Source organism: Nitratireductor sp. PBL-C9 (assembly GCF_050877045.1).
GTDB lineage: Bacteria > Pseudomonadota > Alphaproteobacteria > Rhizobiales > Rhizobiaceae > Nitratireductor > Nitratireductor aquimarinus.
In genome coordinates this window covers 358,224-376,699 of sequence record NZ_JBPAXW010000003.1, presented here as the reverse complement: position 1 = coordinate 376,699, position 18,476 = coordinate 358,224, and the positions used below count along the sequence as shown (strand labels likewise).

18 protein-coding genes are annotated in these 18,476 nt (G+C 62.8%); 13 read left to right on the top strand and 5 right to left on the bottom strand.

The window, feature by feature from the left end; genetic code table 11:
* The first annotated feature begins 31 nt into the window (after window positions 1-31).
* The 6 genes from ACRTG1_RS09310 (at window position 32) to ACRTG1_RS09285 (ending at window position 5,936) form a co-directional block, all read left to right on the top strand.
* A complete protein-coding gene (locus tag ACRTG1_RS09310; protein ID WP_206547831.1) occupies window positions 32-1,351 on the top strand; it encodes an ABC transporter substrate-binding protein in 1,320 nt (439 codons plus the stop codon).
* Window positions 1,352-1,422: 71 nt separating this feature from the next.
* Window positions 1,423-2,262, top strand: coding sequence for an ABC transporter ATP-binding protein (locus tag ACRTG1_RS09305; protein WP_113152969.1), 840 nt, complete (start codon window positions 1,423-1,425; stop codon window positions 2,260-2,262).
* A 219-nt stretch (window positions 2,263-2,481) separates the two neighbouring features.
* On the top strand, window positions 2,482-2,709 hold the full coding sequence (locus ACRTG1_RS09300; protein ID WP_113156012.1) for an aa3-type cytochrome c oxidase subunit IV: 228 nt from the start codon (window positions 2,482-2,484) through the stop codon (window positions 2,707-2,709).
* Between the two features lie 80 nt (window positions 2,710-2,789).
* Window positions 2,790-4,112, top strand: coding sequence for a Re/Si-specific NAD(P)(+) transhydrogenase subunit alpha (locus ACRTG1_RS09295; protein WP_317560531.1), 1,323 nt, complete (start codon window positions 2,790-2,792; stop codon window positions 4,110-4,112).
* A complete protein-coding gene (locus tag ACRTG1_RS09290; RefSeq protein WP_113152968.1) occupies window positions 4,112-4,537 on the top strand; it encodes a proton-translocating transhydrogenase family protein in 426 nt (141 codons plus the stop codon). The genes ACRTG1_RS09295 and ACRTG1_RS09290 overlap by 1 nt, the downstream gene beginning before the upstream one ends.
* 1 nt (window position 4,538) lies before the next feature.
* Window positions 4,539-5,936 (top strand): NAD(P)(+) transhydrogenase (Re/Si-specific) subunit beta, encoded by a 1,398-nt coding sequence (locus ACRTG1_RS09285; protein ID WP_113152967.1) that lies wholly within the window; start codon window positions 4,539-4,541, stop codon window positions 5,934-5,936.
* Between the two features lie 165 nt (window positions 5,937-6,101).
* On the opposite strand, the gene ACRTG1_RS09280 is transcribed toward ACRTG1_RS09285, so the two are convergent.
* From ACRTG1_RS09280 to rpsU, 3 genes are all read right to left on the bottom strand, one after another.
* Window positions 6,102-6,587 carry a DUF992 domain-containing protein gene (locus tag ACRTG1_RS09280; protein WP_113152966.1) on the bottom strand — a complete coding sequence of 162 codons (486 nt, stop codon included), beginning with the start codon at window positions 6,585-6,587 and terminating at the stop codon, window positions 6,102-6,104.
* A 140-nt stretch (window positions 6,588-6,727) separates the two neighbouring features.
* Window positions 6,728-7,558, bottom strand: coding sequence for a tetratricopeptide repeat protein (locus ACRTG1_RS09275; protein ID WP_162742200.1), 831 nt, complete (start codon window positions 7,556-7,558; stop codon window positions 6,728-6,730).
* 251 nt (window positions 7,559-7,809) lie between these two features.
* A complete protein-coding gene (gene rpsU / locus ACRTG1_RS09270; RefSeq protein ID WP_007008828.1) occupies window positions 7,810-8,037 on the bottom strand; it encodes a 30S ribosomal protein S21 in 228 nt (75 codons plus the stop codon).
* Window positions 8,038-8,286: 249 nt separating this feature from the next.
* On the opposite strand from rpsU, the gene ACRTG1_RS09265 reads away from it, so the two are divergent.
* The 6 genes from ACRTG1_RS09265 (at window position 8,287) to ACRTG1_RS09240 (ending at window position 15,072) form a co-directional block, all read left to right on the top strand.
* Entirely contained in the window at window positions 8,287-9,372 is a 1,086-nt protein-coding gene (locus ACRTG1_RS09265) for a hypothetical protein (RefSeq protein ID WP_432516136.1), read from the top strand.
* A gap of 146 nt (window positions 9,373-9,518) precedes the next feature.
* A complete protein-coding gene (locus ACRTG1_RS09260) occupies window positions 9,519-10,772 on the top strand; it encodes a sarcosine oxidase subunit beta (protein ID WP_299937858.1) in 1,254 nt (417 codons plus the stop codon).
* Between the two features lie 116 nt (window positions 10,773-10,888).
* On the top strand, window positions 10,889-11,182 hold the full coding sequence (locus ACRTG1_RS09255; protein ID WP_206553738.1) for a sarcosine oxidase subunit delta: 294 nt from the start codon (window positions 10,889-10,891) through the stop codon (window positions 11,180-11,182).
* Complete coding sequence (locus ACRTG1_RS09250; RefSeq protein ID WP_432516135.1) at window positions 11,182-14,166, top strand: sarcosine oxidase subunit alpha; 2,985 nt, start codon at window positions 11,182-11,184, stop codon at window positions 14,164-14,166. Before ACRTG1_RS09255 ends, ACRTG1_RS09250 begins: the two co-directional genes overlap by 1 nt.
* Window positions 14,159-14,701: a sarcosine oxidase subunit gamma gene (locus tag ACRTG1_RS09245; RefSeq protein WP_432516134.1), complete on the top strand. Its 543-nt coding sequence runs from the start codon at window positions 14,159-14,161 to the stop codon at window positions 14,699-14,701. Before ACRTG1_RS09250 ends, ACRTG1_RS09245 begins: the two co-directional genes overlap by 8 nt.
* A 62-nt stretch (window positions 14,702-14,763) precedes the next feature.
* On the top strand, window positions 14,764-15,072 hold the full coding sequence (locus ACRTG1_RS09240) for a hypothetical protein (RefSeq protein ID WP_283799836.1): 309 nt from the start codon (window positions 14,764-14,766) through the stop codon (window positions 15,070-15,072).
* Here ACRTG1_RS09240 and ACRTG1_RS09235 read toward each other — a convergent pair.
* Together ACRTG1_RS09235 and ACRTG1_RS09230 are read right to left on the bottom strand one after the other, a co-directional pair.
* A complete protein-coding gene (locus tag ACRTG1_RS09235; RefSeq protein ID WP_432516133.1) occupies window positions 15,069-16,490 on the bottom strand; it encodes an MFS transporter in 1,422 nt (473 codons plus the stop codon). The two genes, ACRTG1_RS09240 and ACRTG1_RS09235, sit on opposite strands and share 4 nt — an antisense overlap.
* Before the next feature lie 54 nt (window positions 16,491-16,544).
* Window positions 16,545-17,216 carry a helix-turn-helix transcriptional regulator gene (locus tag ACRTG1_RS09230; protein ID WP_432516132.1) on the bottom strand — a complete coding sequence of 224 codons (672 nt, stop codon included), beginning with the start codon at window positions 17,214-17,216 and terminating at the stop codon, window positions 16,545-16,547.
* A 140-nt stretch (window positions 17,217-17,356) separates the two neighbouring features.
* Between ACRTG1_RS09230 and ACRTG1_RS09225 the strand changes: the two genes are divergently transcribed.
* Window positions 17,357-18,367, top strand: coding sequence for a DUF2156 domain-containing protein (locus tag ACRTG1_RS09225; RefSeq protein ID WP_432516131.1), 1,011 nt, complete (start codon window positions 17,357-17,359; stop codon window positions 18,365-18,367).
* Window positions 18,368-18,476 lie beyond the last annotated feature (109 nt).

Here is an 18,476-nt window from a genome sequence, read left to right as displayed (position 1 = left end):
TTTGAAGAACGGAACAAGTGGAGGAGACAGTATGAAGAGAATGCTCAAAACTGCGATCCTGTCGTCGGCGCTCATGATGGGCGTTGGCATTGCCGGGCCTGCCATGGCGCAGGACGATAGCATCTACATTCCGAACCTGGCCTACCGCACAGGCCCGTTTGCGGCCACCGGCACGCCGCTGATGAACGGGCAGCGCGATTACATCACCCTGCTCAACGAACGTGATGGCGGGCTGAACGGCGTCAAACTCGACTATGACGAGTGCGAGACCGGCTACAACACCGAAAAGGGCGTCGAGTGCTACGAAAAGACCAAGGCGCGGGCCGTGGTCACGCAGCCCTGGTCCACGGGCATTACGCTTCAGGTTCTGCCGAAATCGAATGTCGACAAGATCCCGATTCTGGCTCCCGGCTACGGCTTCTCGCCGATGGCCGACGGCAAGGTGTTCCAGTGGGCCTATAACCCGCCATCGTCCTACTGGGATGGCGCGTCGATGATCCTGAAGAACATTTCCGACGGCAATCTCGACAGTCTCAAGGACAAGAAGATCGCCTTCCTGCACCTCGATCACCCCTTCGGCAAGGAGCCCATTCCGCTGCTTGAAGTGCTGGCCGAGAAGCATGGCTTCGAACTGGTGCCGATCCCGGTCGGTCTGACCGAGATGCAGAACCAGTCGGCGCAGTGGCTGCAGATCCGCCGTGAGCGTCCGGATTTCGTGGTCATGTGGGGCTGGGGCGCGATGAACGCCGGCGCCATCACCGAAGCCGTGAAGACGAAATATCCGATGGATCAGTTCGTTGGCGTCTGGTGGTCCGGCCATGATGGCGACCTGAAACTGGTTGGCGAACAGGGAAAGGGTTATCGCTCCATCTCGTGGAGTGTGCCGAATTCCGAAGCCCCGCTGATGGCCGACATCAAGAAATATGTCGTCGATGCCGGCAAGTCGCAGATCAACCAGTCCGAGGGCGAGTTCGACTCCGTGTTCTATCAGCGCGGTCTGATGATCTCCGTGATCCTGGTCGAAGGCATCAAGGCCGCTCAGGAAGAGTTCGACGTTCGCACGCCGAGCCCGGAGCAGCTGCGCTGGGGGCTGGAGAACATCAATCTGGATGAAGCCCGCCTGAAAGAGCTGGGCGCGGATGGCATGCTCGTGCCCTTCAGCACCTCCTGCTCCAACCACACGGGCCATGGCGGCGGCTGGATGCTGCAGTGGGACGGCGCAAAGTTCGTCAAGGCGTCCGACCTCCTGACGCCCGACCGCGCCGAGATCGAGCCGCTCGAGCTTGAAAAGGCCAAGGAGTATGCCGAGGCGAACGCGCCCTGGCCGGTCAATGAAGAGTGCAAGATGTAGCACCTTCTGCCGCCGCTCCCCTTCAATGCCCCGACGGGGAGCGGCGATCCGCTCAAACAGGACATGCAAGCATGACGACCACAGCGCCAGCATCACCGGCAGAAGCCGCAGAGCAGATCCTTGAAGTCAACAATATCGAGGTGATCTACGATCACGTCATTCTGGTTTTGAAGGGCGTTTCGCTCTCGGTGCCGCGCGGCGGCATCACGGCCCTTCTGGGGGCCAATGGCGCCGGCAAGACCACGACGCTGAAGGCGATCTCCAACCTGCTTCACGCAGAGCGTGGCGAGGTGACCAAGGGGTCCATCCTGTTCGGTGGCGATGAGGTGCAGAACCTCTCGCCCAACGATCTGGTGCGCCGGGGCTGCATTCAGGTCATGGAAGGGCGGCACTGTTTCGGCCATCTCTCGGTCGAGGACAATCTCCTGACGGGCGCTTTCACCCGTCGCGACGGGCAGGCCGCGATCCGCGAGGATCTCGAACTCGTCTACACTTATTTCCCGCGCCTCAGGGAGCGGCGCAACTCGCAGGCCGGTTACACATCGGGCGGCGAGCAACAGATGACGGCGATTGGCCGGGCGCTGATGTCGCGCCCGAAGATGATCCTGCTTGACGAGCCTTCCATGGGGCTCGCGCCGCAGCTGGTCGAAGAGATTTTCGAGATCGTCAAACAGCTCAATGAAGAGCAGGGCGTGTCGTTCCTGCTGGCCGAGCAGAACACCAATGTGGCGCTGCGCTATGCAAAATACGGTTACATTCTGGAATCGGGACGCGTGGTGCTGGATGGCGAGGCCAGGGCCCTGCGCGAAAACGAAGACGTGAAGGAGTTCTACCTTGGCGTCGGCGGCGAGGGACGGCGCTCCTTCCGCAATGTGAAGCACTACAAGCGGCGCAAGCGCTGGCTTTCCTGATGCCCGGGCCGGCTTTTCTCATCTGGCAGTGAGATTGCGCGCCTCCATTGCGGCGGTGTGCCGACGATTTGTTCCAAAAAGCGTACCGATTGGGCCAAAACGGTTCTCCCAAACCGTTTGAAAGCGCATCTGGCTGTTTATCGGGCAATCCTCCCATTGCCCTTGCGCCATCTTTTCGCTATCTCCCAAGACCAATTCTATTCCGATGGGGTTTTTGTGATGGCAGAGAATATGCCGGCCGGACCGGCCGAAACGGGCGCAGAAATGGACTACGCCGAGCACGAGAAGACCTACAATCTCTTCCTGGCCGTCATCAAATATTCAAGCCTGGTGATCGTCGCCATTCTGGTGGCCATGGCTTTTGGTTTCTTCACCCCTGCTGGCTTTTTCTCCAGCACCGTTCTCTTCATCCTCATCACTGCGCTGGGTGTCTGGCTGCTGCCCTGAAGCAGTCATCCGCTACAACAAACGGGGCTGCCGCCGCAGCTCCGTGACCGGGAGGACGGTCCAACCGAAAGGATATGACGGTGGGACAAAGCATATTTGTGCCTAAAGAAGTTGACGTTACGGAAGGTCGCGTTGCGATCTCTCCCGAAACGGTCAAACGGCTTGCTGGACTGGGTTTCGACATTGTCGTCGAGAAGAACGCAGGCGAGCAGTCGCGTATTGTCGATAGTGAATTTGAAAAAGCCGGAGCGAAAATCGGCAAGGCATCCGATGCCTCGAAAGCCGATGTCGTTCTGAAGCTGCGGCGTCCGACGCCGGCCGAAGTCAAAACCTACAAAAAAGGCGCGCTGGTTCTCGCCAGCATGGATCCTTACGGCAATGAGGGCGACGTTGCGGCCATGGCGGCTGCGGGCGTCACCGCCTTTGCCATGGAGTTCATGCCGCGCATCACGCGCGCCCAGTCCATGGACGTCCTGTCCTCGCAGGCCAACCTTGCCGGTTACCGCGCGGTGATCGACGCAGCCGCCGAGTATGATCGCGCGCTGCCGATGATGATGACCGCCGCCGGCACCGTTCCGGCGGCCAAGGTGTTCGTCATGGGTGCTGGTGTTGCCGGCCTTCAGGCGATCGCAACCGCGCGCCGTCTGGGCGCTGTCGTCACCGCCACCGACGTTCGTGCGGCTGCGGGCGAGCAGGTCCAGTCGCTCGGCGCGAAGTTCATCATGACCGAGGCGCTGAAGGATGCTTCCGGCGATGGCGGTTATGCCCGCGAGCTGACGGATGAAGAGAAGAAGGCCCAGGCCGAACTCGTCGCCGAGCACATCGCCAAGCAGGACATCGTCATCACCACGGCGCTCATTCCGGGCCGGCCCGCGCCGCGCCTCGTCAGCACCGACATGGTCAAGTCCATGAAGCCGGGCTCCATCATCGTCGATCTGGCGGTCGAGCGTGGCGGCAATGTGGAAGGCGCGAAGGCGGGTGAGGTCGTCACCACGGCCAATGGCGTGAAGATCGTCGGCCACCTCAACGTGCCGGGCCGTGTGGCCGCTTCCGCCTCGCTGCTCTACGCGAAGAACCTCTACACCTTCCTTGAGACCATGGTCGACAAGGAGAAGAAGGAACTCGCCGTCGACATGGAAGACGAGCTGGTGAAGGCCACCATGCTCACCCATGACGGCAAGGTGGTTCATCCCAATTTCGTCGACACCGTGAAGCCGGTGGCCAAGGCGGCCGCGCCCAGGAAGGCCCCGGCCCGCAAGGCGCCTGCGCGCAAGCCCGCAGCCAAGGCTGCAGCAGGCGCGGCGACGAAGAAAACAGCGGCCCAGAAAACGGCAGCAAAGCCTGCTGGCGCGTCCAGCGCTGCCGACAAGCCTGCCGCAGCCAAATCGGGGGGAGAATCCTGATGGAACCAACCGCACTAGAAAAGGCGCTCGACCAGCTCGACAGCGCCGGGGCGAGCGTTCGCGCCGCCGTTGAAAGCATGCAGTCGGCCGAAGTCGCCGATGCAGCCAGCGCACTCGCGCATGCCGCATCCGGCGGGGCGATCGACCCGTTCGTCTTCCGCTTCGCGATCTTCGTGCTGGCGATTTTCGTCGGCTATTACGTGGTCTGGTCGGTGACGCCGGCGCTGCACACGCCGCTGATGTCGGTCACCAACGCGATCTCCTCGGTGATCGTGGTCGGCGCGCTGCTCGCCGTGGGCATCTCCGCTTCCGGGCTTGCCACGGGCTTTGGTTTCATCGCGCTCATCCTGGCGTCGGTGAACATCTTTGGCGGCTTCCTCGTGACCAGCCGCATGCTGGCCATGTACAAGAAGAAGGACAAGTGACGTGAGCGCCAATCTTGCATCCTTCCTCTACCTCGTTTCCGGCATTCTCTTCATCCTCGCGCTGAGGGGCCTGTCGCATCCCACCACCAGCCGTCAGGGCAATGTCTACGGCATGGTCGGCATGGCCATCGCCATCGGCACCACGCTGCTCTACGCAACGCCCTCCTTCGGCGGGTTCGTGCTCATCGTGCTCGGCCTCGCCATCGGCGGCGGCATCGGCGCGGTGATTGCAAAGCGCATCGCCATGACCGCGATGCCGCAGCTCGTGGCCGCCTTCCACTCGCTGGTCGGTCTGGCCGCCGTGATGGTTGCCGCCGCGGCGCTCTATGCGCCGGAAAGCTTCGGCATCGGCACGCTGGGCGCGATCCACGCGCAGGCGCTGGTCGAGATGTCGCTGGGCGTTGCCATTGGCGCGATCACCTTCACCGGCTCCATCATCGCCTTCCTGAAGCTCGATGGCCGCATGTCCGGCAAGCCGATCCTCCTGCCCATGCGCCATGTGGTGAATGCAGGTCTGGCAATCGCGCTGGTCGTTCTGATCGTGCTGCTCGTCACCACGCAGAGCACCTCGATCTTCTGGCTGATCGTGATCGCCTCGCTCGTGCTCGGTGTGCTCATCATCATCCCGATCGGCGGCGCAGACATGCCGGTCGTCGTGTCCATGCTCAACTCCTATTCGGGTTGGGCCGCAGCCGGCATCGGCTTCACGCTCGGCAACCTCGCGCTCATCATCACCGGCGCGCTGGTTGGCTCTTCCGGCGCGATCCTGTCCTACATCATGTGCAAGGGCATGAACCGCTCCTTCATCTCGGTCATTCTCGGCGGCTTCGGCGGCGAGACGGCAGCGGCTGCAGACGATGGCATCGAGCGCACGGTCAAGCAGGGTTCGGCAGACGATGCCGCCTACCTGATGGCCAATGCGCAGAAGGTCATCATCGTGCCCGGTTACGGCATGGCCGTCGCCCAGGCGCAGCATGCGCTGCGTGAGCTGGCCGACAAGCTGAAGGAAGCCGGTGTCGAGGTGAAATACGCCATTCACCCGGTTGCAGGCCGCATGCCCGGTCACATGAACGTTCTGCTCGCAGAGGCCCAGGTGCCTTATGACGAGGTGTTCGAGCTCGAAGACATCAACTCCGAGTTCGCTCAGGCAGACGTTGCCTATGTCATCGGCGCGAACGACGTGACCAACCCGGCCGCGCGTGACGACAAGACCTCGCCGATCTACGGCATGCCGATCCTCGATGTGGACAAGGCGCGCACCTGTCTCTTCGTCAAGCGTTCGCTCGGCTCCGGCTATGCCGGCATCGACAACACGCTGTTCTACAAGGACGGCACGATGATGCTTCTGGGCGACGCCAAGAAGATGACCGAAGACATCGTCAAGGCGATGGATCACTAGAGCAGTTCCAGGAAAAGTGGGAACCGGTTTCCCACCCGGAATTGCGCAAAGACAGTGAATGAGAGCGCTTCCGCGATTCAACGAACAGCGGAGGCGCTCTGGACAAAAGAAAGCCCGGCTTGAAGCCGGGCTTTTTTTATTGGTGCCGGGTGGGGCAGGGAGGTCTCACTCGGCAGCAGAGGTCGAACGCAGCTGGAACTCGCTGACGCCAAGGGCGACGTTGAGCCCGGTCTTGCCCTCAAGGCTCACCGGCTGCAGCATCAGGCTCTCGCTCTCCTTGGTGACAAGGATGTTTGCACCCGCACCCAGGCCCGCTGCGATCTCCGCGCTCACGCCGGCATAGTCGCCCTCAAGCGCGCCCGGCGCATAGGCGTCCGCCGTCGGGGCCAGAACCAGCCACTGCATCTGCGTGGCGTCCTTCACGCCCACATCAATGCCGAACTTGTTCACCACGCCCACATAGGTCTCCGGCGGGCGCTCGTCACCGGCGGGCTCGAAGGTGCAGGCCAGTTCCTGGGAAGAGGCGATCACAACGCCCGCGCCGCCTTCGATCACGCAGTCCAGAACGCCGACTTCGACGCGCTCCTGCGCAAAGGCAGGCGCTGCGGCTGCGGCGGTCAGGGCGGAAGCGAGAATGATTGCTTTTTTCATCACTGGAACTCCTTTTTCGTCCGGCCTCACAACCCGTCACGAAAGAGAAGGTTCCAGATTAAATTTGGTGACCATACGTCAACGGCCCGCGCGATGGCGGGCCGTTGAAAGAAGATCAGCAGTCTGCGAGTGGGTGAGAATCAGGCGCGGGTGCGCGCCAGACCATCGCGTGCGGGAATGTAGTCCGGATCGAGCTGAAGGGCGCGCGAATAGGACTTGGCAGCCTTCGCCCTGTCGCCGCGTTTCTCGTAGACAAGCGCCTGGTTTGCCCAGCTCTCCGCCACGTCCTTGTCGAGCCGGATGGCCGTGTTGAAGTCGGAGAATGCGTTCTCGTCGTCGCCCTGGGCGAGATAGGAGAGGCCGCGGCCGTTATAGCCATAGGGCTGATCGGGCGCGAGCGAGATCGCCTTGGCGAAATCCTCGATGGCGAACGGATGCTGGCCCGTAGCCTGATAGAGAAGGCCGCGACGGTAATAGGCGCGCGGGTCCGTCGTATCGAGCTGGATCGCACGCTCCAGATCCGCCAGCGCATCCGTGCTGCGGCCGGCCAGGCGATAGATTTCCGCGCGGCCGATATAGGCGGTGTCGTAATTGGGATCGAGCGAGATCGCCTGATTATAGTCCGCCAGCGCCTGCTGGTCGTTGCCCATATAGCGGTGGATCAGCGCGCGATTGGCATAGGCGTTTGGCGAGCGCGGATTAAGCGAGATCGCCTTGTCGAAATCCTTCAGCGCCTCCTGATAGCGCCCTGCACGTCCGTAAGCCGCGCCACGCATATTGTAGGCTTCGGGCTCGTTGGGTGTGCGGTCGATGACCGAGCTGAGCGACCCGATGTTCTGCGCAGAACCCTGAGCCGTATCCACACGGCTGATGTCCGTCGCCGGATTGGAGCCGGACTGGCAGGCGGCCAGCGGTAACAGGGCCGCCAGCGCGAGGCCGGCAAGTCCATGGCTGAGGGGGCGGGAACGCATGCGGCTGGGCCTCATGTCAGGGGGGCTCATGTTACGGGGGCTCATGTCACGAGGGCTCTGGGGGCTGGGCGAAGGCGCTGGGAAAAAAGTCATGGCTTTTAATGCCATAACCGAAGTGTCAAACCAAGCCATTGCCGTCCTCATGCAGAACTCCCATCCTCGTGCAGAGATATATGTAAGCAAAAACGCGGCGCGACCACAGGGTCGAACCGCGTTCGATACAGACAGAAATCGTCGAAAGATGGGCGCTGTTAGCGTGCGCCCGGACGACCGCCGACCAGACCTTCGCGCTGGGCGCGCTTGCGGGCCAGCTTGCGGGCGCGGCGAACGGCTTCAGCCTTTTCGCGGGCGCGCTTTTCCGACGGCTTTTCGTAATGCCCACGCATCTTCATCTCGCGGAAGATGCCTTCGCGCTGCATTTTCTTCTTCAGCGCGCGAAGCGCCTGATCAACATTGTTGTCGCGGACGAGTACCTGCACGTGGGTTTCCTGTCAGAACGTTGGTCTTCTAATTTTCAAAAGTGAATTCTGGTTTCCTCCGCCCATGGGCAGAGGTTTCCGCAGCCATATTCTGCCACGAATAGCGCTGGCTCATACCAGAACGGTATATTTCTGTCGAGCGCTTTCTTTCGCATTTTTTCCGGAAGCGCTCAACTGGCAGTTCCCGTTAACGTAGAGAAAAGGAAAGAGCACTACACAGGCGTGTCTTGTATATTGGAGTATATCGACATGTCGGAGAAGTATGGGCGGGCCGGCACTGGCTTAAAAACCAGCGTGATGAGGCTCGGTTTCGGCATGGCCGCTTTCGCATTGGTTGTTGGCTCGGCCGTCTATGGCGAACTCATCCATGGATATGGCCTGCTGCGCAAGGGGGATCCGGATTTCACGCCCTTCGGTCGCGCCCGGATTGGCATTTCCTTTCTGGCTGCACTTTTTCTTTTCATCGCGTTGAAGCCTGTCATGCGCACCCTGGAGGTGGTTCGGGGCGAGCGGGCGCAGGCGTTCTGGGGCATTGGTGTCGCTGGTGGGTTCCTTCTGGCGGTCGCCGCCGCCGTTCATTTCGTTCCCACCTCGTTGAATGATTTTGTGCGCGAGATGCAGCCGCTGGGCATGGCGACCGAGGTTCTGCTCATTGCCGCAGTCATCAGCTTCCTCGTTGCGGCCTGGCGGTCGCGCAGCCTGCGCGGCGCGCGCCTTCTCGGCGTTTTTCCGCCATGTCTCGTGCTGGCCGGCATGGCCGGCGTGGTATTTCTCATTCTGATGGAGGAGATGTCCTGGGGGCAGCATTGGCTCGGCTGGGCCACGCCCGATCTCTTCAGCAAGAACATCCAGAATGAAACCAACATCCACAATTTCTACACCTACCAGTTCGAGGCCATCTACTACACGAGCGCGATCTTCTGCTTCGTGGTCCTGCCCTGGTGCTGGCCGCGTGGTGCGGGCGGTCTCTTCGGTCAGGTGGAGCCCTATATCCCGCCGCGCATCTTCGCGCTTTTCGGGCTGCCCGTGGCGTCGCTGATGTTTGAATCCTGGAACATCGTGCCCTATCAGGTCTGGTTCTTCCTCGGGCTGCTGATCTGTCTCGACATCGTGCGCCAGTTCAACTCCTCCGAGCTGCGCCTTGCCGCCATCGCCCTTGCCGCCATTTATGTGTTCTCCAAGCTGGTGTTCATCATTCGCGGCGTCGACATGGTGGATGGATATGAGCTCTCCGAGGTGCGCGAGCTCTATATCTCGCTTCTTTTCCTGGCCTATGGCTGTCTGCTGGCGAAGCGTGTTCGCCGGCAGGCAGAGGGCCAGTATCTGACCGCATGATAACGGGTCTTCTTCGGCGCAAAATTTGACGCAAAACGGCAAGCGCCGTCGCAATCAGCGCAAGCCATTGCGCGGGATTTCGTTACTGCTAGGCTGTGTCTGAACGCGCCCGGCTGCGGCGCGCTGCCTGCATTGCGGAGAGGCCCATGCGCAAATATTCCGTCTTCGCCATCGCCCGCGAGGCCATGCGTGGCCACAAGGGCTGGCCGGAACAGTGGTCCTCTCCCGAACCGAAGAAGAACTACGACGTCATCATTGTCGGAGCCGGCGGCCATGGGCTCGGAACAGCCTATTATCTCGCAAAGGAGCACGGCATCACCAATGTCGCCGTGCTGGAAAAGGGCTGGCTCGGCGGCGGCAACACGGGCCGCAACACCACCATCATCCGCTCCAATTATCTCTATGACGAAAGCGCGGGCATCTACGATCATTCCGTGAAGCTCTGGGACGGGCTTTCGCAGGATCTGAACTACAACGTCATGTATTCGCCGCGCGGCGTGATGATGCTGGCGCACAATGTGCACGATGTGCAGGTGTTCAAGCGCCATATCCACGCCAACCGGCTGAACGGCGTGGACAATGAGTGGCTGACGCCTGAAGAGGCGAAGGCCTATTGCCCGCCGCTGAATATTTCGCGTGAGGCGCGCTATCCGGTCATGGGTGCAGCGCTGCAGCGGCGCGGCGGCACGGCCCGCCATGATGCGGTTGCCTGGGGCTATGCGCGGGCAGCCGCCGCGCGCGGCGTCGACATCATCCAGAACTGCGAGGTCACCGGCATCAATCGCGGGCCAGACGGGGCCGTCACCGGCGTGGAGACCACGCGTGGAACCATCGGCGCGAAGAAGGTGGGCGTCGTCGCCGCCGGTCATTCCTCGGTGCTGATGCAGATGGCGGGCGTTCAGGTGCCGCTGGAATCCTACCCGCTTCAGGCGCTGGTGTCGGAGCCGGTCAAGCCGGTCTTCCCCTGCGTGGTCATGTCCAACACGGTCCACGCCTATATCTCCCAGTCCGACAAGGGCGAACTGGTCATCGGGGCGGGCACCGATCAATACACCTCCTACTCACAGACCGGCGGGCTGCACATCATTCAGCACACGCTCGACGCCATCTGCGAGATGTTCCCGATCTTCACCCGCATGAAGATGCTGCGGTCCTGGGGCGGCATTGTCGATGTCACGCCCGACCGTTCGCCCATTCTCGCAAAAACGCCGGTCAGCGGGCTCTATGTGAATTGCGGCTGGGGCACGGGTGGCTTCAAGGCGACGCCGGGCTCGGCGCATGTCTTTGCCCACACCGTCGCGCGCGACGAGCCGCATCCGGTCAACGCGCCCTTCACACTGGAGCGGTTCCGCAAGGGCCGGCTCATCGATGAGGCGGCTGCTGCCGCCGTGGCGCACTAGCGCATCGGCCCGAAAATCGGAAACGATCTTCGGAAGGCACGATGCGCAGGTTCAACAGGTCAGAGCGACCTTTGTGCGTCCGAATGGACGTCCGGCGCTCTAAACAAGGGGATCACATGCTTCTCATTCACTGCCCCTATTGCCAGGAAGACCGGCCGGAACTGGAGTTCCGCCATGCCGGCGAGGCGCATATCGCCCGTCCAGAAAACATGGCCGAAATGTCTGACGAAGATTTCGAGCGGTTCTTCTTCATTCGCTCAAACCCCAAGGGCATCGTCTATGAACGCTGGCGGCACATCCATGGCTGCGCCCGGTTCTTCAACGCCGCGCGCGACACCGTATCGGACCGGTTCCTGACGACTTATAAGGCAGGCGAGCCTAAGCCCGGTATCGGCGGGGAGGGCAAGTGATGACCCAGCCTTTCCGCATCGCCACCGCTGGCCGGCTCGGCAAGGCCGATCCCGTTCGTTTCACCTTCGATGGCAAGTCCTTCGAGGGGCTGCATGGCGACACGCTTGCATCGGCCCTGCTTGCCAATGGCGTGCATCTTGTCGGTCGCTCCTTCAAATATCATCGCCCGCGCGGCATGGTCTCCGCCGGTGCGGAAGAACCCAATGCGCTGGTCGGCGTTCACCGTGATGCAGCACGCAGGGCGCCCAATGTGCGGGCCACGGTTCAGGAAATCCATGAGGGGCTCAACGCGGTGTCACAGAACCGCTGGCCCTCGCTCTCCTTCGATGTCGGTGCGCTCAACGATCTGGCGTCGCCCTTCTTCTCCGCCGGGTTCTACTACAAGACCTTCATGTGGCCGAAGGCTGCCTGGGAGCGGGTGTATGAACCCTTCATCCGGCGCGCCGCCGGTCTTGGCGAAGCGCCCGACCGGCCCGATCCGGATTGTTATGCAAACCGTTTCGCCCATTGCGACGTTCTTGTCATCGGCGGTGGGGCTGCCGGGCTTTCGGCAGCGCTTGCTGCCGCCAATGCCGGTGCGCGCGTCATTCTGGCCGACGAACAGGCGGAAACGGGCGGTGCTCTGCGCTATGAGACCGGCGCGATGATCGACGGCATGCCCGGCTGGAACTGGGCGCAGGCCGTGACGGCGGATCTCGCCGCGCGCGACAATGTCCGGCTTCTCACCCGCACCACGGGTTTCGGCTATTACGCGCAGAACATGGTGGGGCTCGTCGAGCGGCTGACCGATCATCTGGTCAGCCCGGCCACCGATCAGCCGCGCGAACGGCTCTGGCAGGTGCGGGCGAAGCGGGTCGTGCTCGCCACCGGTGCCATCGAGCGGCACATGGTGTTTCCCGACAATGACAGGCCGGGCATCATGCTGGCGTCCGCCGCCCGCACCTATCTGAACCATTTCGGCGTCACGGTGGGGCGCAATGTGGCGATCTACACGGCCGGGGACAGTGCCTGGCAGGCTGCTCTGGACCTGAAGCGTTCCGGCGTGAGCATTGCCGCCATCGTCGACTGCCGGCCCGATCCGCAGGGGCCGCATGTGGAAGAGGCCCGCCGGCTTGGCATCGAGTGCCTGACGGGGCATGCCGTCACCGGCACGGGCGGGCGGCTCAGGGTTTCATCCATAAAGGTACGACCGGTTTCCGGCGGCGCGGAGCGCACGATCGCCTGCGATGCGCTTCTGACCTCGTCTGGCTGGACGCCGGCCGTCCACCTCTTCTCGCAGTCGCGCGGCAAGCTGGCCTTCGATGCGGAAACACAGCGTTTCCTGCCGGGCAATGCCGTGCAGGAACTGGTCTCGGTCGGCGCGTGTGCGGGCAGCATCGATCTTGGCGAAACCGTCGCCGAGGCCCTGAAGGCCGGGCATGAGGCCGCCGGCGGGGCGGCCCGCAAGCTGCCAAAACTTGCCGCCGACAGCACCGAGCGCTGGTCCGGCGGCATGCTGGGTGCGGGCGAGGGGGCCGGAGCCGAAAGCACGGCCAAGGCTTTTGTCGATTTCCAGAACGATGTGACCGCGAAGGACATCCGCCAGGCGGTGCGCGAGGGCATGCGCTCCATCGAGCACGTCAAGCGTTTCACCACCACCGGCATGGCGACCGATCAGGGCAAGACGTCCAACATGCACGGGCTCGCCATCGCCGCCGAGATGCTGGACCGGCCGATCCCCGAAGTGGGGCTCACCACGTTCCGCGCGCCCTACACGCCCGTCACCTTCGGTGCGCTTGTGGGGCACGGCAAGGGCCGTCTGTTCGAGCCGGTGCGGCGCACGCCCATGCATGACTGGGCGGAGGCGCACGGGGCCGTGTTCGAGGATGTCGGCCAGTGGAAACGCGCATGGTATTTTCCGCAAGCCGGTGAAGACATGCATGCAGCGGTTGCCCGCGAGTGCCGCACGGTGCGCCAGAGTGCGGGCATTTTCGACGCCACCACGCTTGGCAAGATCGAGGTCGTCGGGCCGGATGCCGCGCGCTTCATGGAGCTGATGTACACCAACCCGTGGCAGAAGCTCGGCGTCGGGCGCTGCCGCTATGGCGTCATGCTGCGCGAGGACGGGTTCATCTATGATGACGGCGTGGTGGGACGGCTCGCCGAAGACCGCTTCCACGTGACCACCACGACCGGCGGCGCGCCGCGCGTGCTCAACCACATGGAAGACTATCTCCAGACCGAGTTCCCGGATCTGAAGGTCTATCTGACCTCCACCTCGGAGCAATGGGCGGTGATCGCCGTTCAGGGGCCGAAAAGCCGCGACATCATCGCTCCGCTGGTGGAAGGCATCGACCTCTCCGACGATGCGATGCCGCACATGTCGGTGCGCGAGGGGATGATCTGCGGCGTTCCCACGAGGCTTTTCCGCATGTCGTTCACCGGCGAGCGCGGTTTCGAGATCAACGTCCCGGCCGACTATGGCCGCGCCGTGTGGGAGGCCGTCTGGGCGGAAGGCGAAAAGCAGGGGGCCTGCGCCTACGGCACCGAAACCATGCATGTGCTGCGCGCCGAAAAAGGCTTCATCATTGTCGGGCAGGAGACCGATGGCACCGTAACGCCCCACGATGCGGGGCTTTCATGGGCCATTGGCAAGAAGAAGACGGATTTCGTCGGCATGCGCGGCCTTGCCCGGCCGGATCTCGTGGCTCCCGGCCGCAAACAGCTCGTGGGCCTCAGGACGCGCGACCCGAAAACCGTTCTGGAAGAGGGTGCGCAGATCGTCGCCGATCCGGACGCCCCGGTTCCCGTGCCCATGCTCGGCCATGTCACCTCCTCCTACTGGTCGGAGAATTGCGGCCATTCCATCGCGCTGGCGCTGGTGGCAGGCGGACATGAACGCATGGGCGAAACCCTCTATGTGCCGATGCCCGATGGCGCGATCGCGGTGGAAGTCACCTCCACGGTTTTCTTTGACGAGCAGGGAGCGCGCACCAATGGCTGACACAATCGCCCGCACAGGCGCGCTCGAAGGGCGCTTTCTCAATGATGAAGGCATCACGCTGGTGCGTGCGGAGCCGGCCACGCGGCTTTTGCTTCGCGCACCCGAAACGGCGCTAAAACCGCTGTCGAAGGCGCTCGGGCTCGACCTGCCGCAGCGCCCCAAAGCGTCGGTTTCAGGCGGCAAACGCGCAGCGCTTTGGCTCGGTCCCGACGAATGGCTGGTGATCGATGACAATGGCGGCGACCTGATGGAGGACTGCGCCTCTGTCAGCGCGTTCCACTCCGCCGTCGATGTCTCGCACCGCAACACGGCGGTGCTTGTCTCCGGCCCGCGTGTCGAGGCCGTGCTCAATGCCGGTTGCCCGCAGGATCTCTCGCTTGACGTCTTTCCCGTTGGCGCATGTTCACGCACGGTGTTCGGCAAGGCAGAGGTCATTCTGTGGCGCACGGAGAGGGACGCTTTCCGTGTGGAATGCTGGCGCTCCTTTTCCGACTATGTCTTCATGCTTCTGGAGGCAGCCTCGCGCGACCGGTAATCGCTGAAGGATTGGAACCGGACGGGCTGTCTCGTCATTGACCCTGAAAAGGGATGATTTCGATGCAGCCTGACCCCAAGAAGCCAAAACCTGAAACCGAAAGCGAACGCGCGGCCAGGGAAGAAGCCCTTGAAGAAGCCCTGGAAGAAGGGCTTGAGGATAGTTTTCCGGCAAGCGATCCGGTCTCCGTCACACGCACGACCCGCACCGGCGCACCTGCCGAATTCGCCACAAAGCCGGCGCGCAGAAAGCTGGATGACGAGGAACTGGAAGAGGAGCTTGAGGAAGGTCTCGAAGACACCTTCCCGGCCAGTGATCCCGTTTCCGTCACCTCGACCACCCATACGGGCCGTCCGAGGCGGGATGACTAATCTCCTGCCCCAACCTCGCGGGCGAGCCGCCAGGCAGCAGCAGCGCCAAGCATGGCCAGCGGCAGGAAGCTGATGAACACCCAGATGGCCACCGGCTGCATGGCTGCCGGCGTTTGCGCCTCTGCGAAGCCCGCCAAGTTGGCGATGATGCCGGAAAGGGCTGCCCCCAGCGCGAAGGCGATCTGCTGCGTGGTCGGCATGGCGGCCGATGCGCTGTCGCGCTCGTCTCCGGGCGCTGCCGCGACCACACGGCGGATCAGAAAGCCCCACATCATGCCGAAGCCCGCGCCCTGCGCGATCGACAGAAGCACGATGGCTGAGAGCGGTCCCTCCGCCATCAGCGGACCGAGCAGGGCAATCGCCAGCACGATCAGCAATGCGCCACCCTTGATGACTCGCACTTCGCCCTTTGCGCCCACGCCGGCAAACACCATCGCCATCGTGCTCCAGGCCACCGCTTCGGCCGCCATCACATAGCCCGCGCCCAGTGCCGACATGCCGTGAATGCGCTGCAGGAAGAATGGCCCGTAAACGGTGAAGGACATGATGGCCGTTCCGAGCGCCAGATTGGCGATGAAGCCGCAGCCAACCACCGTGCGCGGGTCGAAGGCGCGGGTGGGGAACATCTTGTCCGTCGCGCGGCTGCCGTCACGCTTCAGGAACAGATAGAAGAGCAGCGCGCCCGCCGCCACCAGCGGCAGCGAGACGCCGGGCGTCACATAAATGCCGGCGGTCGCAACCGCCAGAACGGCGAGTGACAGGAGCGCGAGCCGCACCACCGGAAAGCGCTGCGCCGTTTCCGAGGCCCCTTTGGTCGGGCGCATGAACAACGGCACCAGAACCGCCAGTAGAACCGCCTGTATCGCGAAGGTCCAGAAGCCCCAGCGCCACAGGCCCATATCGGCGAAGAAACCACCGATCATCGGCCCGCAAAAGGCGGATGCGCCCCATATGGCCGACATCAGGGCGATCAGCCGCGGCCACATCTCTTCCGGGAAAAGGCGCTGGGTCGCCACATAGGTGAGCGCCACCAGAAGACCGCCGCCCACGCCCTGGCCAAAACGGCCAAGCAGCATGGCTGGCATGTTCGGGGCGAGCGCGCTGATCACGCAGCCCACCGTGTAGATGAGCGCTGCGATCACGAAAGCGCGGCGCAGGCCCGCCGCCGAGGCGATGAGTGCGGCAGCCGCCGCCGAGATGATGGAGCCCAAAAGGTAGAGCGACAGCGTCCAGCTCACCAGCCGGTCGCCGCCGATTTCCGCCACCGCAGCCGGCATCGCCGTCGCCACCAGAAGCGTGTCGGCGGCGTGTAGCCAGATGCCGAGACATAAGAGGGCGAACTGCCCCAGTTGGCCGGTTTGCGAGATGGCAGCCCAGCCGGAATTGCCGGGCTGTTGCCCGGTGTCTGTCGTGCTCATGATGTGCCTCGTCTGGTGCGCCGGGCCGAAAAGCGGCATCCGGCTTTCAAATGTTCAGTCGTCTGAACGGGCTTCTATGCGGTAGGCGCAGCGCCGCGCGCCCGCCAGAATGTGGTCCGTGCGCTCCACCCGCGTCTGCGGGCCGAGCACGGTTCTGAAAACGCTGAGTTCGGAGCGGCAGAAACCCTGGCAGGCCGTCGCCGCAGCGCAGATCGGGCAGTGGTTCTCGATCAGGAGAAAGGCCCCGTCTTCGAGCGCCTCCACCTCCGCCATATAGCCTTCGCGGGCGCGAATGCGGGCCAGTGCGGCCACCCGGTCCTTCAGGCCGTCCTGTGTCTCCAGCGCGCTCTCATAGGAATGCTGCATGATCTGCTCGCGCTGGCCGATCAGGCGGTCGAGACCTTCCTCGCCAAACAGGCGACGGATCGAGCCGATCAACTCCAGCGTCAGGTCGGAATGGCTGTCGGGAAAGCGGCCATGGCCCTTTGCCGTCAGCCGCCACACGCGCTCCGGGCGGCCCGGTCCGCGCGCTTCCTCCTGAAACTGCACCAGCGCTGCATCCACCAGCCGGGCGAGCTGTTTGCGCGCGGCAACCGGCGAGATTGCGAGATGATGTGCAAGACGCTGCGCGGTCATGGCCCCTTTGGTCTTCAGGGCAAAAAGAACGCGTTCATCCGCCGTTTCCGGGGCGGCTTCAGGCTGGGCGGGCAGGATCGAGGCAGTCATGGCGAGTCTCCAGTCGACAATTAAATAACCTAATGGTTTCTTTATTGTCAATTCCAGCTTGTCACTTTTTGCGATGCGTGGCATCCATCGCCACGTGGGGGCGCAGAACTTGATTCTTCGCCGTGAACCAGATTACGCGCTTGTCCAGAACCAGTCTCCCGAGCGACGACGCTCACCTTTCCGATGAACAGCGCCATGCGCTTCTTCAGCGGCACGGAAATTTCGTGCTGGCCTATTCCGTCGCGCATCAGCCCGACATGCGTTATTTCGGCAGTGAGCATGGCGCCATCGCCTATCGCATGGTGGGCCGTACGGCCTATGTGCTGGCAGACCCGCTTGCCCCGCGTGCGCTCTGGTCCGATCTGATCGATGCGTTTGTCGCGGTCCGGCCGGACGTCACCTTCTGGCAGATTTCGCGCCCCATGGCTGAACTGCTTTCGACCAAGGGTTTTTTCGTCAACGCTCTCGGCATCGAAAGCCTGATCGACCTCGATACCTACAGTTTCACCGGTCCCAGCCGACGCAGTTTCCGCACCGCGACCAACCGCTTCGAGCGCATGGGGCATCGCGTTGCCGAAGTGCCGGTGGCCTCGCTGGACCCGAAACGCGTGGAGGCCATTTCGCTGGGCTGGCGGCGCACCCGCACCACCAAGCGGCGCGAACTCTCTTTTCTCGTGCGACCGATCCAGCTTCGCGACGAACCGGATGTGCGAAAGTTCTTTATCCTCGACGAGAACGACCAGCCGGTCGCCTTCGCTTTCTTCGACCCGCTTTATGAAGATGGCAGGCTGATCGGCTATTTGTCAGCCACGCGCCGCTGGCTGCCCGATACCGATCCGCTGGCGGCCTATTTCCTCGTTCGCCGTGCGGTGGAAACCTTTCAGGCCGAAGTCGTGCCGAAGCTCTATCTGGGCCTCATGCCATTTCACAAGATCGAGGATCAGGAGTTCCAGAAGGACTGGCTCACGCGCCGCGCCTTCCGGTTCATCTACACAAACCCGATCGCCCAGAAACTGGTTTACCCGACCCAGTCGCTTGCCCGGCACAAGGAAAGCTATGGCGGTGAGGCGCGTGAAACCTGGTGCGCGCTAAACACGCCGCCATCCCTGCCGCGTCTGCTCAAGCTTGTTCGGGCGTGCGGGGTCGTTTGATCCCGCAAGGCCACGTGCGATCCTGAATGGTTCTGTTCTCTGGGTTTTTAGAGAAAAACACAGGATAATTGCCGTTCAGCAAAGTCATTTCGTGTCTTGTCGTGAGCCT

Excerpts from the sequence above, each read along its gene's own strand:
- ACRTG1_RS09235 (WP_432516133.1), bottom strand. The coding sequence starts at position 16,490 with ATGAGCACGACAGACACCGGGCAACAGCCCGGCAATTCCGGCTGGGCT.
- ACRTG1_RS09260 (WP_299937858.1), top strand. The coding sequence starts at position 9,519 with ATGCGCAAATATTCCGTCTTCGCCATCGCCCGCGAGGCCATGCGTGGC.
- ACRTG1_RS09300 (WP_113156012.1), top strand. The coding sequence starts at position 2,482 with ATGGCAGAGAATATGCCGGCCGGACCGGCCGAAACGGGCGCAGAAATG.
- ACRTG1_RS09255 (WP_206553738.1), top strand. The coding sequence starts at position 10,889 with ATGCTTCTCATTCACTGCCCCTATTGCCAGGAAGACCGGCCGGAACTG.
- ACRTG1_RS09250 (WP_432516135.1), top strand. The coding sequence starts at position 11,182 with ATGACCCAGCCTTTCCGCATCGCCACCGCTGGCCGGCTCGGCAAGGCC.
- ACRTG1_RS09290 (WP_113152968.1), top strand. The coding sequence starts at position 4,112 with ATGGAACCAACCGCACTAGAAAAGGCGCTCGACCAGCTCGACAGCGCC.
- ACRTG1_RS09230 (WP_432516132.1), bottom strand. The coding sequence starts at position 17,216 with ATGACTGCCTCGATCCTGCCCGCCCAGCCTGAAGCCGCCCCGGAAACG.
- ACRTG1_RS09305 (WP_113152969.1), top strand. The coding sequence starts at position 1,423 with ATGACGACCACAGCGCCAGCATCACCGGCAGAAGCCGCAGAGCAGATC.
- ACRTG1_RS09275 (WP_162742200.1), bottom strand. The coding sequence starts at position 7,558 with ATGCGTTCCCGCCCCCTCAGCCATGGACTTGCCGGCCTCGCGCTGGCG.
- ACRTG1_RS09310 (WP_206547831.1), top strand. The coding sequence starts at position 32 with ATGAAGAGAATGCTCAAAACTGCGATCCTGTCGTCGGCGCTCATGATG.
- ACRTG1_RS09280 (WP_113152966.1), bottom strand. The coding sequence starts at position 6,587 with ATGAAAAAAGCAATCATTCTCGCTTCCGCCCTGACCGCCGCAGCCGCA.
- ACRTG1_RS09245 (WP_432516134.1), top strand. The coding sequence starts at position 14,159 with ATGGCTGACACAATCGCCCGCACAGGCGCGCTCGAAGGGCGCTTTCTC.
- ACRTG1_RS09240 (WP_283799836.1), top strand. The coding sequence starts at position 14,764 with ATGCAGCCTGACCCCAAGAAGCCAAAACCTGAAACCGAAAGCGAACGC.
- ACRTG1_RS09265 (WP_432516136.1), top strand. The coding sequence starts at position 8,287 with ATGTCGGAGAAGTATGGGCGGGCCGGCACTGGCTTAAAAACCAGCGTG.